The organism is Klebsiella pasteurii (assembly GCF_018139045.1).
Taxonomy (GTDB): Bacteria; Pseudomonadota; Gammaproteobacteria; order Enterobacterales; family Enterobacteriaceae; genus Klebsiella; species Klebsiella grimontii.
The window spans coordinates 799,262-818,102 of sequence record NZ_CP073236.1 but is presented as its reverse complement, the minus strand read 5'-3'; the positions used below and the strand labels follow the sequence as shown (position 1 = coordinate 818,102).

General features: G+C 52.0%; 17 protein-coding genes and 1 pseudogene. 11 read left to right on the top strand and 7 right to left on the bottom strand.

From position 1 onward, the window contains the following. Positions 1-98: 98 nt before the first annotated feature. Entirely contained in the window at positions 99-974 is an 876-nt protein-coding gene (locus KCG39_RS03910; protein ID WP_004120983.1) for a LysR family transcriptional regulator, read from the bottom strand. A gap of 120 nt (positions 975-1,094) precedes the next feature. Between KCG39_RS03910 and gstA the strand changes: the two genes are divergently transcribed. Both gstA and KCG39_RS03900 read left to right on the top strand, forming a co-directional pair. Then, the gene (gene gstA, locus KCG39_RS03905) at positions 1,095-1,700 is read left to right on the top strand and encodes a glutathione transferase GstA (protein WP_112165199.1); all 606 of its coding nucleotides are present in this window, start codon (positions 1,095-1,097) and stop codon (positions 1,698-1,700) included. 452 nt (positions 1,701-2,152) lie between these two features. Continuing rightward, positions 2,153-2,548 (top strand): VOC family protein, encoded by a 396-nt coding sequence (locus tag KCG39_RS03900; protein ID WP_004120985.1) that lies wholly within the window; start codon positions 2,153-2,155, stop codon positions 2,546-2,548. A 492-nt stretch (positions 2,549-3,040) separates the two neighbouring features. Here the strand turns inward: KCG39_RS03900 and KCG39_RS03895 are convergent, their stop codons facing one another. Further along, positions 3,041-3,382, bottom strand: a complete 342-nt coding sequence (locus KCG39_RS03895; protein WP_112165201.1) for a DHCW motif cupin fold protein — start codon at positions 3,380-3,382, stop codon at positions 3,041-3,043. A 184-nt stretch (positions 3,383-3,566) separates the two neighbouring features. After that, positions 3,567-4,556, bottom strand: a complete 990-nt coding sequence (locus KCG39_RS03890; protein WP_142468224.1) for an NAD-dependent epimerase/dehydratase family protein — start codon at positions 4,554-4,556, stop codon at positions 3,567-3,569. 96 nt (positions 4,557-4,652) lie between these two features. On the opposite strand from KCG39_RS03890, the gene KCG39_RS03885 reads away from it, so the two are divergent. From KCG39_RS03885 to KCG39_RS03875, 3 genes and pseudogenes are all read left to right on the top strand, one after another. Beyond that, on the top strand, positions 4,653-5,564 hold the full coding sequence (locus KCG39_RS03885) for a LysR family transcriptional regulator (RefSeq protein WP_142468223.1): 912 nt from the start codon (positions 4,653-4,655) through the stop codon (positions 5,562-5,564). Positions 5,565-5,761: 197 nt separating this feature from the next. Next, positions 5,762-5,845, top strand: a pseudogene (locus KCG39_RS03880) (histidine phosphatase family protein); the annotation flags it as partial. Positions 5,846-5,914: 69 nt separating this feature from the next. Beyond that, entirely contained in the window at positions 5,915-6,835 is a 921-nt protein-coding gene (locus tag KCG39_RS03875) for a LysR family transcriptional regulator (RefSeq protein WP_049078941.1), read from the top strand. On the opposite strand, the gene KCG39_RS03870 is transcribed toward KCG39_RS03875, so the two are convergent. Then, the gene (locus tag KCG39_RS03870) at positions 6,832-8,526 is read right to left on the bottom strand and encodes a thiamine pyrophosphate-binding protein (RefSeq protein WP_004120992.1); all 1,695 of its coding nucleotides are present in this window, start codon (positions 8,524-8,526) and stop codon (positions 6,832-6,834) included. The two genes, KCG39_RS03875 and KCG39_RS03870, sit on opposite strands and share 4 nt — an antisense overlap. 304 nt (positions 8,527-8,830) lie before the next feature. On the opposite strand from KCG39_RS03870, the gene KCG39_RS03865 reads away from it, so the two are divergent. Continuing rightward, positions 8,831-9,814, top strand: a complete 984-nt coding sequence (locus KCG39_RS03865; protein ID WP_142468222.1) for an alpha/beta hydrolase — start codon at positions 8,831-8,833, stop codon at positions 9,812-9,814. A gap of 170 nt (positions 9,815-9,984) precedes the next feature. On the opposite strand, the gene KCG39_RS03860 is transcribed toward KCG39_RS03865, so the two are convergent. Next, entirely contained in the window at positions 9,985-10,632 is a 648-nt protein-coding gene (locus tag KCG39_RS03860) for a GntR family transcriptional regulator (protein ID WP_049115550.1), read from the bottom strand. A 122-nt stretch (positions 10,633-10,754) separates the two neighbouring features. Here KCG39_RS03860 and KCG39_RS03855 point away from each other — a divergent pair, with 122 nt between their 5' ends. The 3 genes from KCG39_RS03855 (at position 10,755) to gap (ending at position 13,574) form a co-directional block, all read left to right on the top strand. Next, positions 10,755-11,231, top strand: a complete 477-nt coding sequence (locus tag KCG39_RS03855) for an OsmC family protein (RefSeq protein WP_211811554.1) — start codon at positions 10,755-10,757, stop codon at positions 11,229-11,231. A 273-nt stretch (positions 11,232-11,504) separates the two neighbouring features. Then, on the top strand, positions 11,505-12,485 hold the full coding sequence (locus KCG39_RS03850) for a GlxA family transcriptional regulator (protein WP_049123121.1): 981 nt from the start codon (positions 11,505-11,507) through the stop codon (positions 12,483-12,485). A gap of 78 nt (positions 12,486-12,563) precedes the next feature. Next, positions 12,564-13,574: a type I glyceraldehyde-3-phosphate dehydrogenase gene (gene gap / locus KCG39_RS03845; protein ID WP_142445677.1), complete on the top strand. Its 1,011-nt coding sequence runs from the start codon at positions 12,564-12,566 to the stop codon at positions 13,572-13,574. Positions 13,575-13,866: 292 nt separating this feature from the next. Here gap and KCG39_RS03840 read toward each other — a convergent pair whose 3' ends face one another. Both KCG39_RS03840 and KCG39_RS03835 read right to left on the bottom strand, forming a co-directional pair. Next, complete coding sequence (locus KCG39_RS03840; protein ID WP_004121006.1) at positions 13,867-14,838, bottom strand: hypothetical protein; 972 nt, start codon at positions 14,836-14,838, stop codon at positions 13,867-13,869. Between the two features lie 596 nt (positions 14,839-15,434). Next, entirely contained in the window at positions 15,435-16,202 is a 768-nt protein-coding gene (locus tag KCG39_RS03835) for an arylamine N-acetyltransferase family protein (protein ID WP_004121008.1), read from the bottom strand. 38 nt (positions 16,203-16,240) lie between these two features. On the opposite strand from KCG39_RS03835, the gene KCG39_RS03830 reads away from it, so the two are divergent. Continuing rightward, positions 16,241-17,737, top strand: a complete 1,497-nt coding sequence (locus KCG39_RS03830; RefSeq protein WP_049115669.1) for an aminotransferase-like domain-containing protein — start codon at positions 16,241-16,243, stop codon at positions 17,735-17,737. A 201-nt stretch (positions 17,738-17,938) separates the two neighbouring features. Then, complete coding sequence (locus KCG39_RS03825; protein WP_004121011.1) at positions 17,939-18,835, top strand: LysR family transcriptional regulator; 897 nt, start codon at positions 17,939-17,941, stop codon at positions 18,833-18,835. Positions 18,836-18,841 lie beyond the last annotated feature (6 nt).

Genomic DNA, 18,841 nt, shown 5'->3' with positions numbered 1-18,841 from the left:
CAATGCACATGCAGCGGGCAGCAGGACCGGTATACCCTGTTTTTCAACTTCTTTTACCGTATATTCATCGCTGACGCTCCGGTTCGCGGCGTTCCCGCTCATCCTCGGTTACGTAGCGCGTTAAGTAGCGCCTGCGTTGCGCTGGAAGACGTTCCGGATGACGAACAAACCAGCCGAAACTCACGGTGTATGGCAGGCGTCACTGGCACCACGCACAGATTGCGCAACGCCTCTGGCAGAGCTGATTCAGGTACAAGGGCGACGCCCATCCCTTCCGCGACCAGCTTACAGGCGCTAATCCAGTCGCGCACCGTCACGCGTATATCAGCAAGTTGCAGACCCGCCTTTTCCATCAGGCTTTTGCCATTAACGGCGCATCCGCCTGTCGCCAGAATAAAGGGCTGGTCTGCCAGCGCCTTTAGCGTTATGCCAGACGTCCTGGCATGGTGTGCCAGCCGATGAGTGGCTGGCAGTACCGCTACCCATGCATCCTGCCCTAATACAACGTCTGCACGGCCGGGGTCGGGATTCATGACCACCCCCAGCTCAACGGTATCTGCGGCCAGCCACTCCTCAACCTCCTCGTCAGAGCCTTCCAGGATGACGACATCAATACCCGGATGCAGGCGCTTAAAGTCCCGCAGCAGACCGGGCAACAAGGTGGACGTCACGGATGGAAAGCTGGCCAGGCGAATGCGCCCGCGATTTAAACCCCGGCTCTCATCGGCCAGTACGCGGATGGCATTCAGCTGCGAAAGCATGTTTCTTGCGTGTTCAACAACCTGCCCACCCAGCGCGGTCACACCGATATATCGTCGCTCACGTATAAATACCGGAAATCCCAGTGAAGCTTCTAGTTGGGCGATTGCCTGGCTGGCGCCGGACTGAGTCATTCCTATCTCCTCTGCGGCGCGCGAGATGTTGCCGGCATCCGCCACGGCCACCAGTAAGCGCCAATGTAAAAGATTCATCATGATTGTCAGTAGCTCAGCTAATAGTTAGTTTCTTTATCATTAATTTTACAGCGCAACCCGCCTCAAATACAGTGAGTTCAGGATGTTCCCCGACCGCTTTTCCCCTTTAACGGAGACAAAATGAAACTCTATTACGCCCCGGATACCTGTTCGTTATCACCGCACATCGTGCTGCGCGAACTGCAACTTGAGTTTGAACTGGTTAGAGTCAACAACAGAAGCAAGATCACCGCTGATGGTCGTGACTTCCGAACGATTAACCCTAAAGGCTATGTCGCGGCCCTTGAACTCGATGATGGTCAGATACTCACTGAGGGTCCGGCCATCGTACAGTACCTCGCCGATCTAAAACCAGAGCACGGCCTGGCGCCCCGCGCTGGCAGCTGGGCTCGGGTGCGTCTGCAGGAATGGCTTAACTTTATCACCAGTGAGATACACGCTGGCTCGGCACCGTTGTTCAACCCCGCGCTGCCCGAAGAGGTCAGAGCGATTTTTCGTGAGAAGCTGTTCCGACAGTTCGATTACCTTCAGGCGACTCTCAACGAAAAAACCTATCTGACTGGCCCATCCTTCAGCGTGGCTGATGCCTACCTTTTCACTGTGCTGGGCTGGTGTAGATTCTTCTCAATCTCACTGGAGCGCTGGCCTGTGCTATTGGCGTACAGGGAAATGATCAATGCCCGTCCTGCGGTACAGGCCGCATTACTGGCCGAGGCATCGCTTTAAGGTTGGTATGGGGATTACGGTTCAGGCATTACTGCGTAAAAACGTAAGGCCTTATAAACAGGGCATTCACCAAAGAGGACGACAAGTATTCTGATTGTTAGAATGACGACGGCGGGCGAGAAAAAGCGGTAATGCGGCTCAGACGCTGAGCGGCGTTAAAACCGGGTTCGAATTTGTCGCCGTTGTTCTGTTTATCCGGGGGAATGCGCCTGCCGCTCTTTCATGTTCAATCGGGTGCAACACCTCAGGAATATATTTTACCCTCACAGCCTTAACGCTATAACTAATGGGCGTTGGTGGAGTTTGGTAGACAGCTTTGCGTCAGAAGCGGACCGTCAGCAAGCCGAAGCAGGATATTTCGGAAGCTCTTATGGACAAATGAAATGTATAATCACATGTAAACTCAGGCGGGATTTTAATATTAAAGCAGTATCTTTCCCTGGAGAACACTGATGTTTACTCATATGCGTATTGCTAAACCCGTCGCCAATCTCGAAAGATCATTTCTGATGTACAGCAAGGGGTTAGGTCTGCATAAAATTGCTGAATTCAACGATCATGACGGTTTCAATGGAATAATGCTAGGGAGGGGAGACTTAGACTGGCACATAGAATTCACTTTTTGCCGAAGCCATCCCGTTCAACCTTTACACACAGAAGAGGATTTACTCGTTCTTTATTACTCTGAAGAAAAAGAATGGGGAATTGCCTGTGAAAGAATGATCGGTGCTGGCTTTAGAATGACCACGTCATTCAATCCTTACTGGGATGTGAACGGAAGGACATTTGTTGACTTCGATGGATATAGGGTGGTTATACAAAACAAGGCGTGGGTATTGCCCCAATAAATATGGCAATGCTGCCACCGTCCTGCCGTAAGATAAACATTCGTTTCTCGCTCAAAGCTGACCTCACGGCGCTTCAGGCGGTCCGCTTCGTGCCAGGAGCGGACGTAATGGAATTGGCATCGCGTTATATCGTTCTGGCATAAACAGCAAAATCCAATAATAAATAACTCAATGATTGAACGGAAATTGCCCAGCAGAGATATTATCATGCTCATTATGTACAGCTGTTCTATAGTTCATGAAGACCTCCGCTAAAACAATCAATTGAGTGGGATTTCGCTATGCCAATAACACGCAGGGACTTTTATAAACTGGCGCTGGGCTCCGCCGTTGGTCTTGCAGTACTAAAGAACAGCCCAACAGCGCTTGCTCAGGGGATTTCCCTGAAGAAGCCACTTCCCTACGGCGCAGGGCAAAAAGGGGAAACTGCAGGTGGTTTACCACCTGAAGGTTCCAGAATCGGACGCCGCAATCGCAACAACAACGAATCCGTCAGTCCACAATAAAGAGTTTTGCCCCTGTCTCCGTTCTGGACTGATGTGGTTCTGCGTTATCACCCACCTGATAGCTCATTCCCGCAGTTAAAGTGAATTTACGGCCATCTGCGAGCAGTGTTTCGAGTTCTCCCTCCATGCATAAAAGGACATGGCCTTTATTGCACCAATGATCCGCGAGGTAACCAGGGGTATATTCAACCATTCGCACACGAATTTGATTTGGCTTCTGACCAAAAAGTTGCGTGCGCCAGTAAGCCATGCCCGTTTCCCCTGGATGTTCTGTTATTTCGATTTCACCCCAGTTGGTGGTGCCAAACGCAAATGCCTCGATATTCATTTTATGGCCTTTCGTTATTAAGAAAGAGCTCTTGAGCTCAGGTTAGAGTGAATTAAAATAAGAAAAAATAATTTATACATCAATGAAAATCGATGGGTGTCGGTAACGTCCGCTCCTCGCTCATAGCGGACCTTTAGCCCAGTTAGCTTGTCCGCTTCGTGCCAGAAGCGACCATGGCGCGTCTCTATACCGTTGTGCGAGGTATCTCGGTATGATCAATGCAACCCTGGCCCTGTAACGTCGTATGGACAGCTACATCAAGAGGGGTGTGAGGCTCGGCACCTAAAAATTTCACCAGTTTCGTATTGTCCAGGCGGACCGACTGGCGCCACAGGTACCGCATCTCCAAAAGCTCGCGTAAGGTTGCGTTGAAAGGCGCAGCCAGGTACGCGAACCACCACGGAAATGATTGTATTTTGGCAACGCCGCCGTAGCGCGCCGCAGTGCGTTGAATCGCACTGACCATTTCGCTGCCGTCGGCATCCCAATGGCCTTGCATATGGAAGCGCGCAAAGGGCTCAAGTTCCTCGCGTCGTTCTAGCAGCGCAGCTATCGTTTCCGCTACATCAGGTAAATAAGCCCACTGGTGACCCGTTTCATGCGAACCAGGATTGCTAATGACGCCAGGCAGCTTGCCGGGTTTAATCAAACCTTGAGAAAACCAGTTATTACCGGCGCGTGGACCAAAAAAATCCCCTGCACGGAGGATTAATACCCGCCCGCCCCGCTGCGAATAGGCCTCAAGTTCGTTCTCCATTTGTACCCTGATCGCTCCCTTCTTTGTGACCGGCATCTGCGGAGCATCTTCCCGTACTAGCGGAAAAGCGTCAGGACCATAGTTGTAAAGGGTACCGGGAAGCACGATCAAGGCGCCGGTTCGTTCTGCTGCGTCGATCGTGTTGCGCAGCATAGGCAGCACCAGATGCTCCCAGTTTCTGTAGCCGGGCGGATTGACGGCGTGAACGATCGCGCTACAGCCTGCCGCCGCCGCGGCGACTTGGTCCGGGTCGAGAACGTCGCCCCCTATCCACTGGATGTCATCACGTTGTTCACTGCCATGAAGTCCTCGTTTTAGTGCACGTACGTCCCATTTTTTCTGAATGAGCCGGCGAGCAGTTTCACCACCGATACCGCCGGTTGCGCCAAGTATCAGTACTTTGCCTCGGGTTTCCATAATATCTGCCTCTTCGCTGATTTGACCTTGACAGCGTACGTACAGGCAGAGCTAAATGGAATTGCATATCTTTATAGGGCAGCTATACAAATTTGTATGAATAAATCTATCCCATGGGAGTGGTACCGAACATTTCTGGCTGTGCTCAGGGAAGGTTCGCTTTCCGGCGCATCACGCAGGCTTTCGATTACGCAGCCTACGGCAGGACGCCATATCGCTGCGCTGGAGTCCGCTCTGGGCCAGGTGTTGTTCACGCGGTCGCAGACGGGCCTGCTGGCGACTGAAACGGCGCTGGCGCTGAGGGTGCATGCCGAAGCGATGGAGAGCACCGCGAATACGTTAGCGCGTACAGCCTCCAACTTTAGTCATAACAGCGCGTCCATTTGTGGCGTTGTCCGCGTCTCCGCAAGTGACGTTATCGGCGTTGAGGTTCTGCCACCACTTATTGCCAGGCTCAGGAAGTCTCACCCACAAATAACGATTGAATTAGTTCTGTCGAACCGGGTTCAGGATTTACTGCACAGAGAAGCCGATATTGCTGTACGCATGACTACGCCAGTACAGGAGCAGCTTATTGCGCGTCGCGTTGGGCGCATTGAGCTCGGTCTCCACGCATCGACTTCCTATCTCGCACGTCATGGCACACCTGAAAATAGCGAAGATTTGCTGAATCATGCGCTGGTTGGCTTTGATCAGGATACGCCTTTCATCCGTAAGGCCCTGGAAAAATTCCCTCAGCTAAGCCGCGATGCCTTTTCCATGCGCACCGACAGCGACGTGGCTCAGCTGAATCTTATTCGCGCCGGTGCCGGCATTGGCATATGCCAGGTGCAGTTGGCCAATGGCTATATTCCATTGCAGAGGTTACTGTCGAATGTCTTTTCTTTCTATCTTGATACCTGGATCGTCATGCACGAAGACCTGCGTAATAGTCTGTGCTGCAAATTGGTTTTCGATGTTCTGGCAAAGGGATTAGGGGAATATATCGGCCAGAGACAGGAACAGTGAATCGCCATGGAGAAAAGGCCGCTAGTTCGAACTCCGTCTGTTAACGACCTTCAATACATCATTTATGAGACTGAAAATAATATTCAGCCACACTTATTCCTGTTTGCGGCCAGAGCAGAAAAAAACCACTATATTAAAGGGATATGTTTGTTCTGTAGCATTTAAATCAATAACATACATGGCCTTTAATAATGTAAGTGATACCTGTTCGACACGCGGAAACAGAGTGGAATGTGAAGGGTATTATTCAGGGACAGAGTGATAGTGCGTTGACCCTGCGACTTCATGTGCATCTCCGCCCTGCAAACAAGTGATACCATAGAAGGTATGAACCTGCTTCAGGAATGCTCATGAAACCGACCCTTAATCAGTTGATTAACTTTTGCACTGTTGCTGAAACCGGAAACATCGGCAAAGCCGCCAATAAACTCAATATTTCGCAGCCCCCCTTAAGCCGGCAAATTGCCCAGCTGGAAACCATCCTCGGTGCAAAGCTATTTAACCGGGCCGCTAAAGGTGTCAGTTTAACCCTTGCCGGAGAGCAATTTCTGGTGGACTGCCAGGCGGTGCTGGCAATGCTGGAGCAGGCTTGTAATAACGTACGGGCAGTAGAATCAGGGCAGAAAGGTGTTCTGAAATTAGGTGCAACAATGTATGCCAGCTATAGCGTTGTGCCTCATGTTGCCATACAGCACCGGGATACCTATTCTGATGTGGAATTGCATTTTCAGGAGATGGTCCCCTCTGATTTACACGCCGCATTACAGGATGGCAGATTAGACGCGGCAATCAGCTTCTCCGAGACGGCCACTCCGGGAATTCATTCACTGGTGCTCTTGCGTGAGCCGCTAATCGCCGCCCTTCCTGCCAATCACCCCCAGGTTCAAAGCGAGCATTTCAGGCTTGAATCACTCAGTGATGACCCATTCATCACTGTTCCGCGCCAGAGTGCACCGATGCTCTATGATTCCATCCTTCATCAGTGCCTCAAGGCCGGATTTAGCCCGAAAATAGGACTGGAAGCCTCCATACAGCAGACTGTAATGAATTTTGTGGCCCATGGCGTTGGCGTGGCGCTTATTCCCGCAAGTATGGAGAATGCCCAATTGCGTGGTGTAGTTTACCGGAGGCTGGAAAATCCGAATATGGTGGAGAATATGCTGATGTGGTCGACAAAGAACAAAAACCCGGCTTTACCGGGTTTTGTGAACCAGTGCCGCAGTATCAGGGATAAACTGCATGCACCGCAGGCCGAACGGATTAATGATTAACTTTTACTGATAATGATTTCGATCACATTAGGTTTGCCACTCGCCAGTGCGGCCTCAACTGCCGGGGCGATATCCCCGGCACGAAGAACTTTTCTGGTTTCCAGTCCCATCGATGCACCCAGCGCCTGATAATCAACTGCCGGATTAACCAAATCCATTGCGATAAAGCGTTCTGTTTGTGCCGAAGTATAATCCGCCTGTGAACGCATGAAGTTTTTCAATACGTTATATTCCGTGTTATTCATTACAATAAAGGTTACCGGCAGTTTTTCATGTGCGGCCGTCCAGAGAGCCTGAGGAGAGTACATCGCAGCGCCGTCGCCCACAAAGCACACCACAGGCGCTCTTCCCAAACCGAGTGAATAGCCCACAGCTGCAGGCATCCCCCACCCCAGACCACCGCCGCGTAAAAAGGCATATTGATCCGCGCGGGGACTGTTGAGTGATTTACGAAGCGAGCCGCTGGTTGCAATCGCTTCGTCAACAATTGCCACATCGGGTCCGATCGCCCTTGCGGCCTCAAAGGCAGCCACGAGTGGCGTAATTACCGTAGCAGATTGTTGTTCCTTAACCTGCTCTAGCAGACTATCTCTGCTCAATTCAAACTCATTAACCGCGCTTTCAAAACGACGTTGATAATCACTTCGATGGTTTGCCGTGGCTTTTTCCAGCTCGGGCAGTAGCACCATTAACGATGATTTAATATCGCCAACCACTGAGAGTTCACTACTGTAAGTGCGTCCCAGGTCGCCCGCATCGGCTGATAACTGGAACACTTTACACTGCTCCGGTACTGCCTGACCTTCTGTATAAAGAATGGTGATAAGCGACTTACCACCAAGTGCGAAAATAGCATCGTACTGGCCTAATGCTCTGTTAATTTCCGTCGCTTTAGTGGACAGGTTGCCCCGCCAGAGAGGGTGTGCTGTTGGGTAGGGGATCCGGTTTGGCCATGTTGAACCGTATACGTCAGCGGCAAGCATCTCAGCAAGAGCAACAACCTCGCTGGCCGCTCCACTTTGGTAAATTTCGTCGCCGGCAATCAGTGCGACTTTACCTGGAGTAAATGCCGCTAGCTTACTTGCCAGCAAAGGTAACGAACCCGCGACTGCATTGCGGTCAATAGTGGAAGGCGCCCCGATCCCGATAGAACTCATCGCCTCCATTACATCCATCGGAAGCGACAGGAAAACGGAGCCTTTCGGTGCAGCGTCTGAATCGTGGAAAGCCCGGCGAACTAATACCGGTAGCTGGTCAACGTGAGTCACCTCCTGTGACCATTTAGCGAACGTTTTACCCATTCCCACCAGATCACCCAACAATAGCGGATCGGCTGTCGTGTGGCGTAAATCCTGCTGCCCCGCTGTCACCACGAGTGGCGTCTGTGAACATTTTGCATTCAACAGGTTTCCCATGCCGTGGCCTAAACCACCGGCGGTATGCAGATTCAGGAATCCTGGCTTTTTTGCTGCCTGCGCATAACCGTCCGCCATGGCTACTGCGCTCGCTTCCTGCAGAGCTAACACGTACTGAATTGACGGTTTTCTTAACAGCGCATCCATGAAGGGCAGTTCGGTTGTGCCTGGATTACCAAACACATATTCCACCCCTTCACTTTCCAGAACTTCTAACAATACATCACCGCCACGACGTGCATTGGCGTTGTGGACTTTAGTTATTGCGTTACTCATAGAATGATCACCTCTATCTGCATATTCGTTCGCCCTGTCTGGCGGGTGATTCAATCTTAATAACAGGTATGACATCCTTTCCAATACTATAATGATGCCCAGCCATACCCTTTTAGGTATGGAAAGTCATTCGTTTTCCATTAGGAATTGTAAAGTGTTCTGTGTCGAAGAACTGGCTCCGCGCCGCTTCAACACAGTGCCGGATCGGACTTTTCTACCGCCGCTGAGGTATTGATCAATGGAGAACAGGTCCTATTTATCATATAAATTAACGGACACGCTGAGTTTTACAGGAATATCACCGATGAATACTGCCGCCTCCATTGCCCTTTTGAGCGCTTGCCCATTTGTGAGTCTGGCGGCAGTGCCGGTGACCTTTTCCGAAACTGTCCTGGAGGCCGCTGGGCCGAAAGGTCCTTTGAAGGGTACGTTACTCACCCCAAATTCTAAACCAACCGCGGTTGTTCTTATCATTCCTGGCTCCGGGCCGACCGATCGGGATGGAAACAACCCGCTTGGTGTGAATGCATCGCCTTACCGACTTCTTGCTGAAGGTCTGGCGGCAAAAGGCTTTGCAACGCTTCGTATCGACAAACGTGGAATGTTCGCTAGCGCAATGGCCGTAGAGGATGGCAATGCGGTGACGATGGCTGACTATGTTGACGATGTTCGATCCTGGGTAGAAATGCTTAGACGTCAGATGCACGCTTCCTGTATTTGGGTTTTAGGACACAGCGAAGGAGGCGTAGTCGCCCTTGCCTCGGCTCAAGAAGAGGATCTGTGCGGGGTGGTTCTTATTGCAACGCCCGGGAGGCCGATGGGCGAGGTGTTGAGGGGGCAACTTTACGCTAATCCGGAAAACGAAGTGCTATTAAAGCAGGCACTGCCGATCATTGATGCTCTCGAGCATCGGCGCCGGGTAGATATTTCGAATATGCATCCAGCACTGCAAAATCTCTTTAATCCTGGGGTGCAGGGATTTTTGATCAATGCGTTTTCATATAATCCGGGTCAGCTCATTTCGCGTATTTCCAAACCCGTGTTAGTGCTACAAGGGCTACGCGATCTTCAGGTGGAAGAAACGGATGCAAGGCTGCTTAAGGCCGCGAATCCTCAAGCGTCCTTAATTATACTGCCCGATATGAACCATGTTATGAAGGAGGTGACTTCGGACGATAGCAAGGCGAATATCGCTTCATACGCTGATCCAGCGCTCCCCTTAGCTCCCGGTTTAATCGACTCAATTAAGCATTTCCTCATCCACAACTCACCTTTTCCCGAAAAGTAACAGCTGCTCTGGTCCCTGTGTACTGCAAAAAAACGATGTCCTTTTAAAGCGTTCAGCATCCTTTAAAGCATTCATCTGCTTTTCGTTCTCGGCAGTCTCCCCCCTTAAATAGGGTCTGCTTCGTGCCAGCAGCGAACATCCTCAGGATAACTTACCTGTCTTCTGGTCGATTAACTTATTTGTCTACTTACCAGGTCTTGCAACATTTTTCCGGCAATCTGAATATGTCGCTTAACTTCAGTTCGCGCTTGTTCGGCGTTTCGTTGCTGGCAGGCAATAAGAATACTCGCGTGGTCATCCTGAAACAGGGATGTCTCAGAGAGTAGCTTTCGCTGGAGGTATTCATACCGCTCAATCTGATTGCGAGAATCATTAATCATGGTCAGTAGACGATGATTTTCGCACCCGCTATAGAGAAGATCATGAAACTCACGGTTTAGTTGCCCTTGCAGTTCGAATTTGGTACATGAAGCAAGAAGACTGTGCGTCAGCCCCGCTCTCGCCAGATTATCAGCACTCAAATTATTGACGCTCTGAAATATTGCTTCGCCCTCGAGCAGAGAACGCAGCTGGTAAATTTCATTAAGATCATCAACAGATAACGTTCTGACAATTGCTCCGCGATTTCTAAAAATCTCCACCAGACCCTCATGTTCAAGTTGTCTGATCGCCTCCCGCATTGGAATACGGCTTACATCAAAATGACTTGCAAGGTCTCTTTCGACAAGCCTTTCACCATCACGAAGACTACCGTTGTTAATCATTTCTCTTAACTTATTAGCGAGTAAGTCTGCGGTTGAAACAGCTCTAAAGCTCATAAACGACTCCGAAAAAAACGATGGTATAATGGTATACCATTTGATAGATTGAGTCCAGAAATGCGGCGGCGAGACAAATCTAATATTTCCAAAACAATAAGTTAATGCACACGGAGACCAAAATGATCGAGAGAGAGCATCACTACCAGGTGAACGTTAAATGGACGGGAAATAAAGGTAATGGCACGCAGTCTTACAAAGACTATGAGCGAAGTTATGAGATTTCAGAGGACGGAAAACCTGTAATTTTGGGGTCATCAGACCCCGCATTTCTGGGCGATGCCAAATGTTGGAATCCGGAGGACCTGCTCGTTGCTGCTGCTTCAGCATACCATAAATTATGGTATCTGCATCTCTGCTCGGAAGCAGGGATAAGCGTTATAAGCTATGTTGACCGAGCACATGGAACGATGCGCGAAGGGAAAAAAGGATGTTTCACCGATATTACTTTAAAACCTGAAATAACGATCCGTCCCGGAGATGACATCAATCGAGCGCAGGCTCTCCATCACCGCGCGCATGATCTTTGTTTCATTGCAAATTCCCTTAATTTCCCGATTACATGCCAGGCAGTTATTACTCACAGCCAAAATGGCTAACGAAATCTGCAGGCAGGTAACCGTGTGAAATAGCGTGCCGGTACAATAGGGCGTCATCCAAACTGAATGGTAGACGTCCGCTTCTCGCTCAAAGCAGATATTCGGTACTATTTTTCCAGTCCAGTTTGTACGAAACCTACCTCAGCAGGTAATCCCATCCCGTCGACGTCAAACCATCAGCGAACGAGAGAACAGCGTCGCTGCGGGGGTAAAAATTATCTCTCCCCCGCCTGTCCGGTTGACTTATTCTGTAAAAAGATTACTTTTCAAGACATGAAGAAGATACTTATTATCGTCCCCGATGGCGGCATGCTGTTTGAATCCGCCGGTATTGCCGACATTCTGATGCAGGCCAACCGCCTGCACCCGGAAGGCGCCGGGAAACTCTGCTACCAGGTCCAGCTAGCGACCACCCAGCCGCATCAGGTGATCCATGGTCAGTCTGGATTAAATCTGCTGGCCGATCATCGCCTGCATGAGATAGATCCTCGCGAGCCGCTCGATACCATCATGATTACCGGCAGAGGTCAAAACCCGCAGGAAGGGATCGCGGTGGTTGACTGGCTGCGCCTTGCCGCACCCCATGCCCGCCGCATTGCCTCCATTTGCGGCGGAGCCATGCTGCTTGCGCAAACCGGGCTGCTGGACGGCAGACGAGCCACTACCCACTGGAAGCTACTGGATACCCTGCAGGCGGAATTTCCGCAGGTACGCGTTGAAGGCGGTCCACTCTATATTCAGGACGAACACATCTGGACCTCTGGCGGAGTCAGTTCCGGCTTCGATCTCACCCTGGCGCTGGTTGAAGAGGACTACGGCTTCAGCCTTGCGCGCGATATTGCCCAGGATTTCGTCATGTACCTGCGACGTCCCGGCGGCCAGCTGCAGTTTAGCCGCTACAACCTCCAGCAGACCAGCACCCTGGGCCCCATTAACGATCTGCTGGCGTGGTTGCTCGAAAACCTCACCGCCGACCTCAGCGTGGATAAACTGGCGGAAAGAGTCGCCATGAGTCCAAGGAATTTCACCCGCGTATTTACCCGGGAAACCGGCGCTTCGCCGGCGCGCTACGTCGCCGAAGCCCGCCTGGCCGCCGCGCGGCAGCGTCTGGAGCAAACTAACGAGACGCTGGATCGTATCGCCGAACAAACGGGATTTGGCAGCAGCATTAACCTGCGACGGCTGTTTGAAAAACAGCTTCACCTCACACCCGGGGAATATCGACAGCGATTTCACTGTCGCAAAATGGCGTAAAGTGATCCTTTTTTGTCATTTACGCCAAAGCCTACCCGACCTACTCTGACGCCAGAGACAATGGATAAGGAGTTAATTATGGTAAAGGTCGGTATTAACGGTTTTGGCCGTATCGGACGCAACGTACTGCGTGCTGCACTGGGTCATCCGGATATTCAGATTGTGGCGATCAACGATTTGACGGACAGCAAAACGCTGGCGCATCTGCTGAAATACGACTCGCTGCTTGGTAAGCTCGACGCCGACGTCACCGCCGGTGAAGGGCAGCTTGTGGTTGACGGTCAACCCATTACCGTATTCAGCGAACGCGATCCGGCCAATATCCCGTGGCGTCAACGTGAAGTCGATATCGTCATTGAAGCTACCGGATTCTTCACCGATCGCGACAAGGCGTCTGTGCATATCCGTAGCGGTGGCGCAAAGCGCGTGATTATCTCCGCCCCCGGCAAAAACGATGATTTAACCATCGTGATGGGCGTTAACGATGGCCTCTACTCCCCGGATAAACACTACGTGGTCAGCAATGGTAGCTGCACCACCAACGGTCTGGCGCCTGCCGCGCAGGTTCTGCACCAGCATTTCGGTATTAAGCACGGTTTGATGAACACCACCCACGCCTACACCAACAGCCAGGCGCTGCACGACCAGCCGGAAAAAGATCTGCGCGGCGCTCGCGCCGCTGCGCTGTCGATTGTGCCTTACTCCAGCGGCGCAGCGAAGGCGCTGGGCAAGGTTATTCCTGAGCTGGATGGCCGCTTAACGGGATACTCGCTGCGCGTCCCCGTGCCGGTGGTATCCATTGTCGACCTGACCGTGACGCTGGCGCGAGATGTGACGGCCGAAGAAGTGAATAATGCCTTCCGCGAAGCCGCCGCGGCGGGACCGCTGAAAGGGATCCTCGGCTATAGCGATGAACCGCTCGTCTCCAGCGACTACCAGGGTGACCCCCGCTCGTCGATTATCGACGGTCTGTCAACGCTGGTGATTGGCGGCAATATGGTCAAAATTCTGGCGTGGTACGACAATGAATGGGGATTCTCCAATCGCCTCGTTGACCTGGCGCTGATGATGGCAAGGCGTGAACGTTAATTCACTGCGGGTGTTATTGATAGTTGACATCACTCTGTCGCGGAGAACTTCTTTGGTGACGCGCAGCAGGCCCCTCTGAGCGCCTGATAAAAAGCATAAATGCCCTCGAAGGGCATTTATGCTTTAGCGGTAATGCGCGACGGGTCAGTATTTTTTTAACCACTATTCCTGCCGTTCCGGAAAATAGTTAGTGCACAAATAACGCGATTAAAATAATGATAGGGATTGGCACACCCAGAAAGAAAAGCAATATTGAACGCATAGGTTCCTCCCGTATAATGAGTATTAGACGTTATAAATCACGCTGACGGCCGCCATAGGTGGCACAAAGGCTGGCAACAAAAGCGCCAATTAACAGAGAAATAAATGACCACAGGGTAACGTAGCTGGTGGTTTTTCTGGCGGCGTCAGCGGCCTGCTGCGCTTTATCTTTCGCCTCTTTCAAATTAGCCTGGGCTTTATCATAAACCGCCTGTACCCGTTGCTCGGCCTCTTGCTGACTTATACCGGTATTCTGAGCAACCAGCTGCGCCACATAGTTCAGATCATCCTGGGGAAGCGCGCCAGAATAAATACTGTTAGCAAATATGCCCGTCACCTCGGCTAATTGAGCGGGAGACTCCGCCTTTGGCGGCACAGGATGATTCATGGCCATGACATCATTGCCTGATGCGTTGCTGTTATCTGCCGGAGTGGAGCCGCTCGCCCTGAACAGTGAGCGGGTAAAATATTCCATCGATGACTTCGATAACATCGAGGATCCGTCCCCAGCCTTATTCATGGCAGTAGCCGTCGCGCCCCCGGCAACGGAACCCATGACTTTTGCGCTGCCGCCGATCAGGGAACTGATGGTGGTGGTTAAAAGAACGGCTGATACCAGCAGCGCCACCGCCCATGTCAGAAAGCCATGCGCCGTGTCGCGGAAATAGATTTCATTGGTATGCGTATCAACCCATTTAGTCCGCAGCCTTCCGGCCAGATACCCCCCCATTCCTGAGGCCACAATTTGGGTAAATGTCAGCCAGGCGATGGCGGCAATACCGACGGTCCCCGCCGCAAGGCCTTGATTTTCCCACGGTGAAATTGAAGTAAGGCCCAATCCGGCACCAAGCATAAGCAGCATAAGCGCCAGCGAGGCGGCAGCGGCGGCGCCTGCAAATATCGCCCCCCATGATACCGCGCTCGCGCTGTTAACTGCGGCCGCGGGCACCTGCCTGGCGGTTTCCTGACTGCTAATAGAGGTAGAGTCGTAGATATTCGTCATTTACGTTGTCCTTTGAAATAACTCATTAGTCCTGAAGTCGTTTGGCATAAACGTTCACCGCAGACATTAACCCGCCAGATCTGCGATAATATCGAGCGGGATAATTATCGTCAGCCGCTATCGCTCGCCGCTTAAATAGCGGGCGGTCGACCAGGGACTAATTATCTAAATGAGTACGAATTGCTAGCGTATGAATTTAATCAACAATTCTATTTTAGTAGATGATTTTGTTTTAACCATTTTTAATCGCCAAAAATATCACCGCACAGCCATAACAAACTGTAAACAAAGGAAATGTCGGGGAGAATAGATTTTATCGACAATATTTTTCACAGGACTATACCGCCCAGTCTTTATGGAATTATCTTAATTTTACGCGGGTAATTGACTGAATGGACTTGGTTATTAAAAGTGGCGTACATTTTCGATTTGCATTATCGATGATTTAATATCCCGGCCTGAACCGTAATACATTGCTGGCGGCCGATGGGGGTATATCAACTGAACAAAGGGAATACAGGGAAGGTTCGCTTCCCTTCCCCGTTATATCGGCTTCGTATTCGTCTCGCCGCGGGCTAGCTTGCCCGTTTGACTAATTAGCGAGCAGACAAAGCAAAGCGGTTCTCAAGCGCATGCGCAATTTCATCTTCCGCCAGCCACTGCTTCTCTACGCGGTCGGCGGTAATACTCTTAAGCATATTGCCCAGCAGAATAAAGCGCCCCTCGGGCTGATGCTGTATCACCAGCAGCTTTTGTACAAAGACCGCATCGGGATGCGTGGAGTTAAGAAAATTGGCCGGAACAAAATCAATCCACTCCTGAGGTGACAGGTCAAAACCGTATTGATTGGCCCAGCTTCCCTCAACTTTTGCCTGCAGCAGGTAGTCTCCATGCGCATCGCAGCTAAGCCGGAACGCATCGAAATCCTGGATAATGTCCGTATCAAGTTCGTCCAGGGCCAGCGGCGCGCGGATACCGTAGCTCCCAAAGCCAAGGTCGCAAAGCCACTGACGCCCCTCCACTTCCGCGACCACCGCCATATGGGTTTTAGGCCGGCGCGCAGGATAGAACATGGGCCGCGCCGCGACAAACCGCCAGGCAATACCCAGCGCTTCCAGCGCCATGGTAAACAGCCCGTTGAGTTCATAGCAGTAGCCGCCCCGTCTCTGCCGTAAGAGCTTATTGGCAATATCATCGGGCTCCATCGACACGATTTTACCTGCCTGTACGTCCAGATTTTCGAAGGGGATGGCAAAGAGCTGGTGACGCATCAGCGCGTGTAGCGTTGCGGTATCCGCTGCCGCAGGCCCGCTATAGCCTATGCGGCGGAAGTAAAGTGAAAGGTCGAAACTGTCGCTGTGCATGTGATTTCCTTGGCTGGATTGTGTTGAACCCACTATAGATGGCGCCCCGCAACGACTGTATAGTCAGATTTATCAAAAATCAGACTATACAGATGACGATGTCCAACCCACTCCCGCCGATTCCTCACTACCGCCGAATAGCCGATATGCTGCGGCTGACGCTTGCTTCAGGCGCTTTGCGGGCAGGCGATCGCATTATCTCCGCGCGCAAACTGGCCGAGCGCGAGCAGGTCAGCCTCCCCACTGCGCTCGAAGCCCTGCGTCATCTTGAGGCGGAAGGCCTGATCATCGCCCGACCGCGTTCAGGCTACTTTGTCCGCCAGATAAACACCTCCGGAGACGTACAGCGCGCAGCATCTTTATCCGGCCCCGTGCCGGTGACCATGTCCGCCATCGCCCGCTCGTTGTTCGGTAGCGCTGAAGCGCGTCTGGTGCCGCTTGGCGCCGCGCTACCCGATACCGCCTGGCTTCCCGTCGATGCCTTGCAGCGGGCGTTGCACACTGCCGGACGTCGGCTTGACGCGCGCGGGCAGAGCTACAGCCTACCCCCGGGAAGAGCGGACCTGCGCAGAAAGATTGCCGCCCGCGCGGCACAGTGGGGGGCCCTTTTTGGCGCTGATGACCTTATCATCACGGCAGGCGCAACGCAGGCGCTACGCCTGGCGCTACGCGCGGTATGCCAGCCGGGCGATGCGGTGGCGATTGAGCGGCCCGCCTATTTCGGCACGCTTCTGCTGTTGGAGGATCTGGGGCTGAAGGCATTACAGATCCCCACGGACCCGATTGAGGGATTATTGCTGGCGCCGCTTGAAGAGGCCATCAAGCGCCACCGTCCGACAGCCGTTCTGGCCTCACCCACGGTGCAAAATCCGCTGGGCGCCAGCATGCCCGTCGCGCGCAAGCAGGCGCTGGTGGCCCTGCTTGCCGATCGGGGCATCCCTTTAATTGAAGACGATGTCTACGGCGATCTGGCCGGTGGCGCGCAGCGTCCGCCCGCGTGTAAAGCCTTCGACAAGGGCGGAAATGTGATTTATTGCAGTTCTCTGTCGAAAACCCTGGCGCCGGGCTGGCGAATTGGCTGGATTGCTGCCGGACGCTATCACCCGGCGGTGTTGCAGGCCCGCATGGCCGGGGAATGGGCAGGCGCGCCGTTGATTGAAGCCGCGGCGAACGAGATCCTCGCCAGCGGAGATTATGACCGGCACCTGCGCCACCTGAAGCTGCGGATTGCGGAAGGTATGCGGGCCATCATCGCCAGGGTTGACGCCTGCTTCCCACCGGGCACGCGCGTAGCGGCTCCCGAAGCCGGCTTTCTGATTTGGGTCAAACTGCCCGCCGGGATCGATGCGCTGGAAGTCCATCGTCGCGCCCTCGCCCTGGGAATTGGCGTCAGCCCGGGGCCGTTGTTTTCCCCTGGCGCGGCGGAACTGCAAAACTACCTGCGCCTGAACGGTGCGAACGACCCCACGCCCGCGCTTTTGCATGCCGTGGAGCAGCTCGGGAGCTTATGCCATGAATTAATCAGGGGCCAATGATGGCGGATATTGCCTGAAGCGGTAAATTATACATCGTCATATTGTCTCCATTGACTTCCTTAAGCTGATGGACAGGCCTGCCGCGCTCGGGGCTTTCTGGCAAAAGAGATGTTTTTTGGAGATGAAATCAGGATATGCTAACTGTATGATTGACTGGATAAATCTCAGTCTTAGCGCTACTTTGCCGCCACAGGAATGTAAATGATCGATGACATCCGTTACCTGATTGTTTTTGCAAAAATTGTAGAGGCAGGTTCAATTTCAGGTGGTGCAGACGCTTTAGGGCTGACTACCGCGACGGCAAGCACGCATCTCTCTAAGCTTGAGCGAAATCTTGGCAGCGCGTTGCTCTACAGAAATACCCGCAAGCTCTCCCTGACTCACGATGGCGCAAGTTTGCTCGAGACAGCAAATGCTATGCTCGAGCTCTATGAAAAGGGATTTATCGAATTTAAACAGCGTACCATTTCAACAACCAATAAACTGCATATTTCGCTACCTGCCGTTTTTCAAAATAGTGTATTTACGCACCATCTTGCCGCTTTTATAAAAGAATATCCGGATGTTTGTCTGAATATTTCCTATAGCGATACGCGTAAGGACATCATTGCGGAAAGTATTGATGTGGCATTTCGTATTGGCGATCTGCCGGACAGCTCGCTCAAAGCACGGCATCTTTTTGTATTGCCGCGAAAAGTGGTGGCATCAAAGCAATGGTTAAGCAATTACAAACCTGTCAACCATCCTGATGATTTAGCAAAAATGCCCTGGATTGGTCTGACTATGCGACAGAACAGCCGAGAGTTCAGACATACTAATGGTGAAGTGGCCATCATAAAGTACACCCCAACGGTTTACGTTGATAATGTCGAGGCCGCCTATGCGCTGGCAAAACAACAGGTAGGGTTAGTTGCTCCTCCTGCCTATCTCAGTAAAGAGGATATTCAGCGCGAAGAAATGCAGGAGGTACTCCCCGACTGGTCATTAGAACCACTGAAAGTTTATGCCATTTGGCCCTCCAATATCTCGACCAGCAGCATCGCCTACACCTTAATAAATAAAATTTACCACGCTTTTGAGCATCATATATTAGATTAACTAACA

What these genes read in the sequence shown, in the direction of transcription:
- KCG39_RS03910 (WP_004120983.1), bottom strand. Translation starts at nt 974, where the DNA reads ATGATGAATCTTTTACATTGGCGCTTACTGGTGGCCGTGGCGGATGCC.
- KCG39_RS03860 (WP_049115550.1), bottom strand. Translation starts at nt 10,632, where the DNA reads ATGAGCTTTAGAGCTGTTTCAACCGCAGACTTACTCGCTAATAAGTTA.
- KCG39_RS03885 (WP_142468223.1), top strand. Translation starts at nt 4,653, where the DNA reads ATGAATAAATCTATCCCATGGGAGTGGTACCGAACATTTCTGGCTGTG.
- KCG39_RS03850 (WP_049123121.1), top strand. Translation starts at nt 11,505, where the DNA reads ATGAAGAAGATACTTATTATCGTCCCCGATGGCGGCATGCTGTTTGAA.
- KCG39_RS03890 (WP_142468224.1), bottom strand. Translation starts at nt 4,556, where the DNA reads ATGGAAACCCGAGGCAAAGTACTGATACTTGGCGCAACCGGCGGTATC.
- KCG39_RS03855 (WP_211811554.1), top strand. Translation starts at nt 10,755, where the DNA reads ATGATCGAGAGAGAGCATCACTACCAGGTGAACGTTAAATGGACGGGA.
- KCG39_RS03895 (WP_112165201.1), bottom strand. Translation starts at nt 3,382, where the DNA reads ATGAATATCGAGGCATTTGCGTTTGGCACCACCAACTGGGGTGAAATC.
- KCG39_RS03900 (WP_004120985.1), top strand. Translation starts at nt 2,153, where the DNA reads ATGTTTACTCATATGCGTATTGCTAAACCCGTCGCCAATCTCGAAAGA.
- KCG39_RS03825 (WP_004121011.1), top strand. Translation starts at nt 17,939, where the DNA reads ATGATCGATGACATCCGTTACCTGATTGTTTTTGCAAAAATTGTAGAG.
- KCG39_RS03865 (WP_142468222.1), top strand. Translation starts at nt 8,831, where the DNA reads ATGAATACTGCCGCCTCCATTGCCCTTTTGAGCGCTTGCCCATTTGTG.
- KCG39_RS03875 (WP_049078941.1), top strand. Translation starts at nt 5,915, where the DNA reads ATGAAACCGACCCTTAATCAGTTGATTAACTTTTGCACTGTTGCTGAA.
- gstA (WP_112165199.1), top strand. Translation starts at nt 1,095, where the DNA reads ATGAAACTCTATTACGCCCCGGATACCTGTTCGTTATCACCGCACATC.
- KCG39_RS03870 (WP_004120992.1), bottom strand. Translation starts at nt 8,526, where the DNA reads ATGAGTAACGCAATAACTAAAGTCCACAACGCCAATGCACGTCGTGGC.
- KCG39_RS03830 (WP_049115669.1), top strand. Translation starts at nt 16,241, where the DNA reads ATGGCGCCCCGCAACGACTGTATAGTCAGATTTATCAAAAATCAGACT.
- KCG39_RS03840 (WP_004121006.1), bottom strand. Translation starts at nt 14,838, where the DNA reads ATGACGAATATCTACGACTCTACCTCTATTAGCAGTCAGGAAACCGCC.
- KCG39_RS03835 (WP_004121008.1), bottom strand. Translation starts at nt 16,202, where the DNA reads ATGCACAGCGACAGTTTCGACCTTTCACTTTACTTCCGCCGCATAGGC.
- gap (WP_142445677.1), top strand. Translation starts at nt 12,564, where the DNA reads ATGGTAAAGGTCGGTATTAACGGTTTTGGCCGTATCGGACGCAACGTA.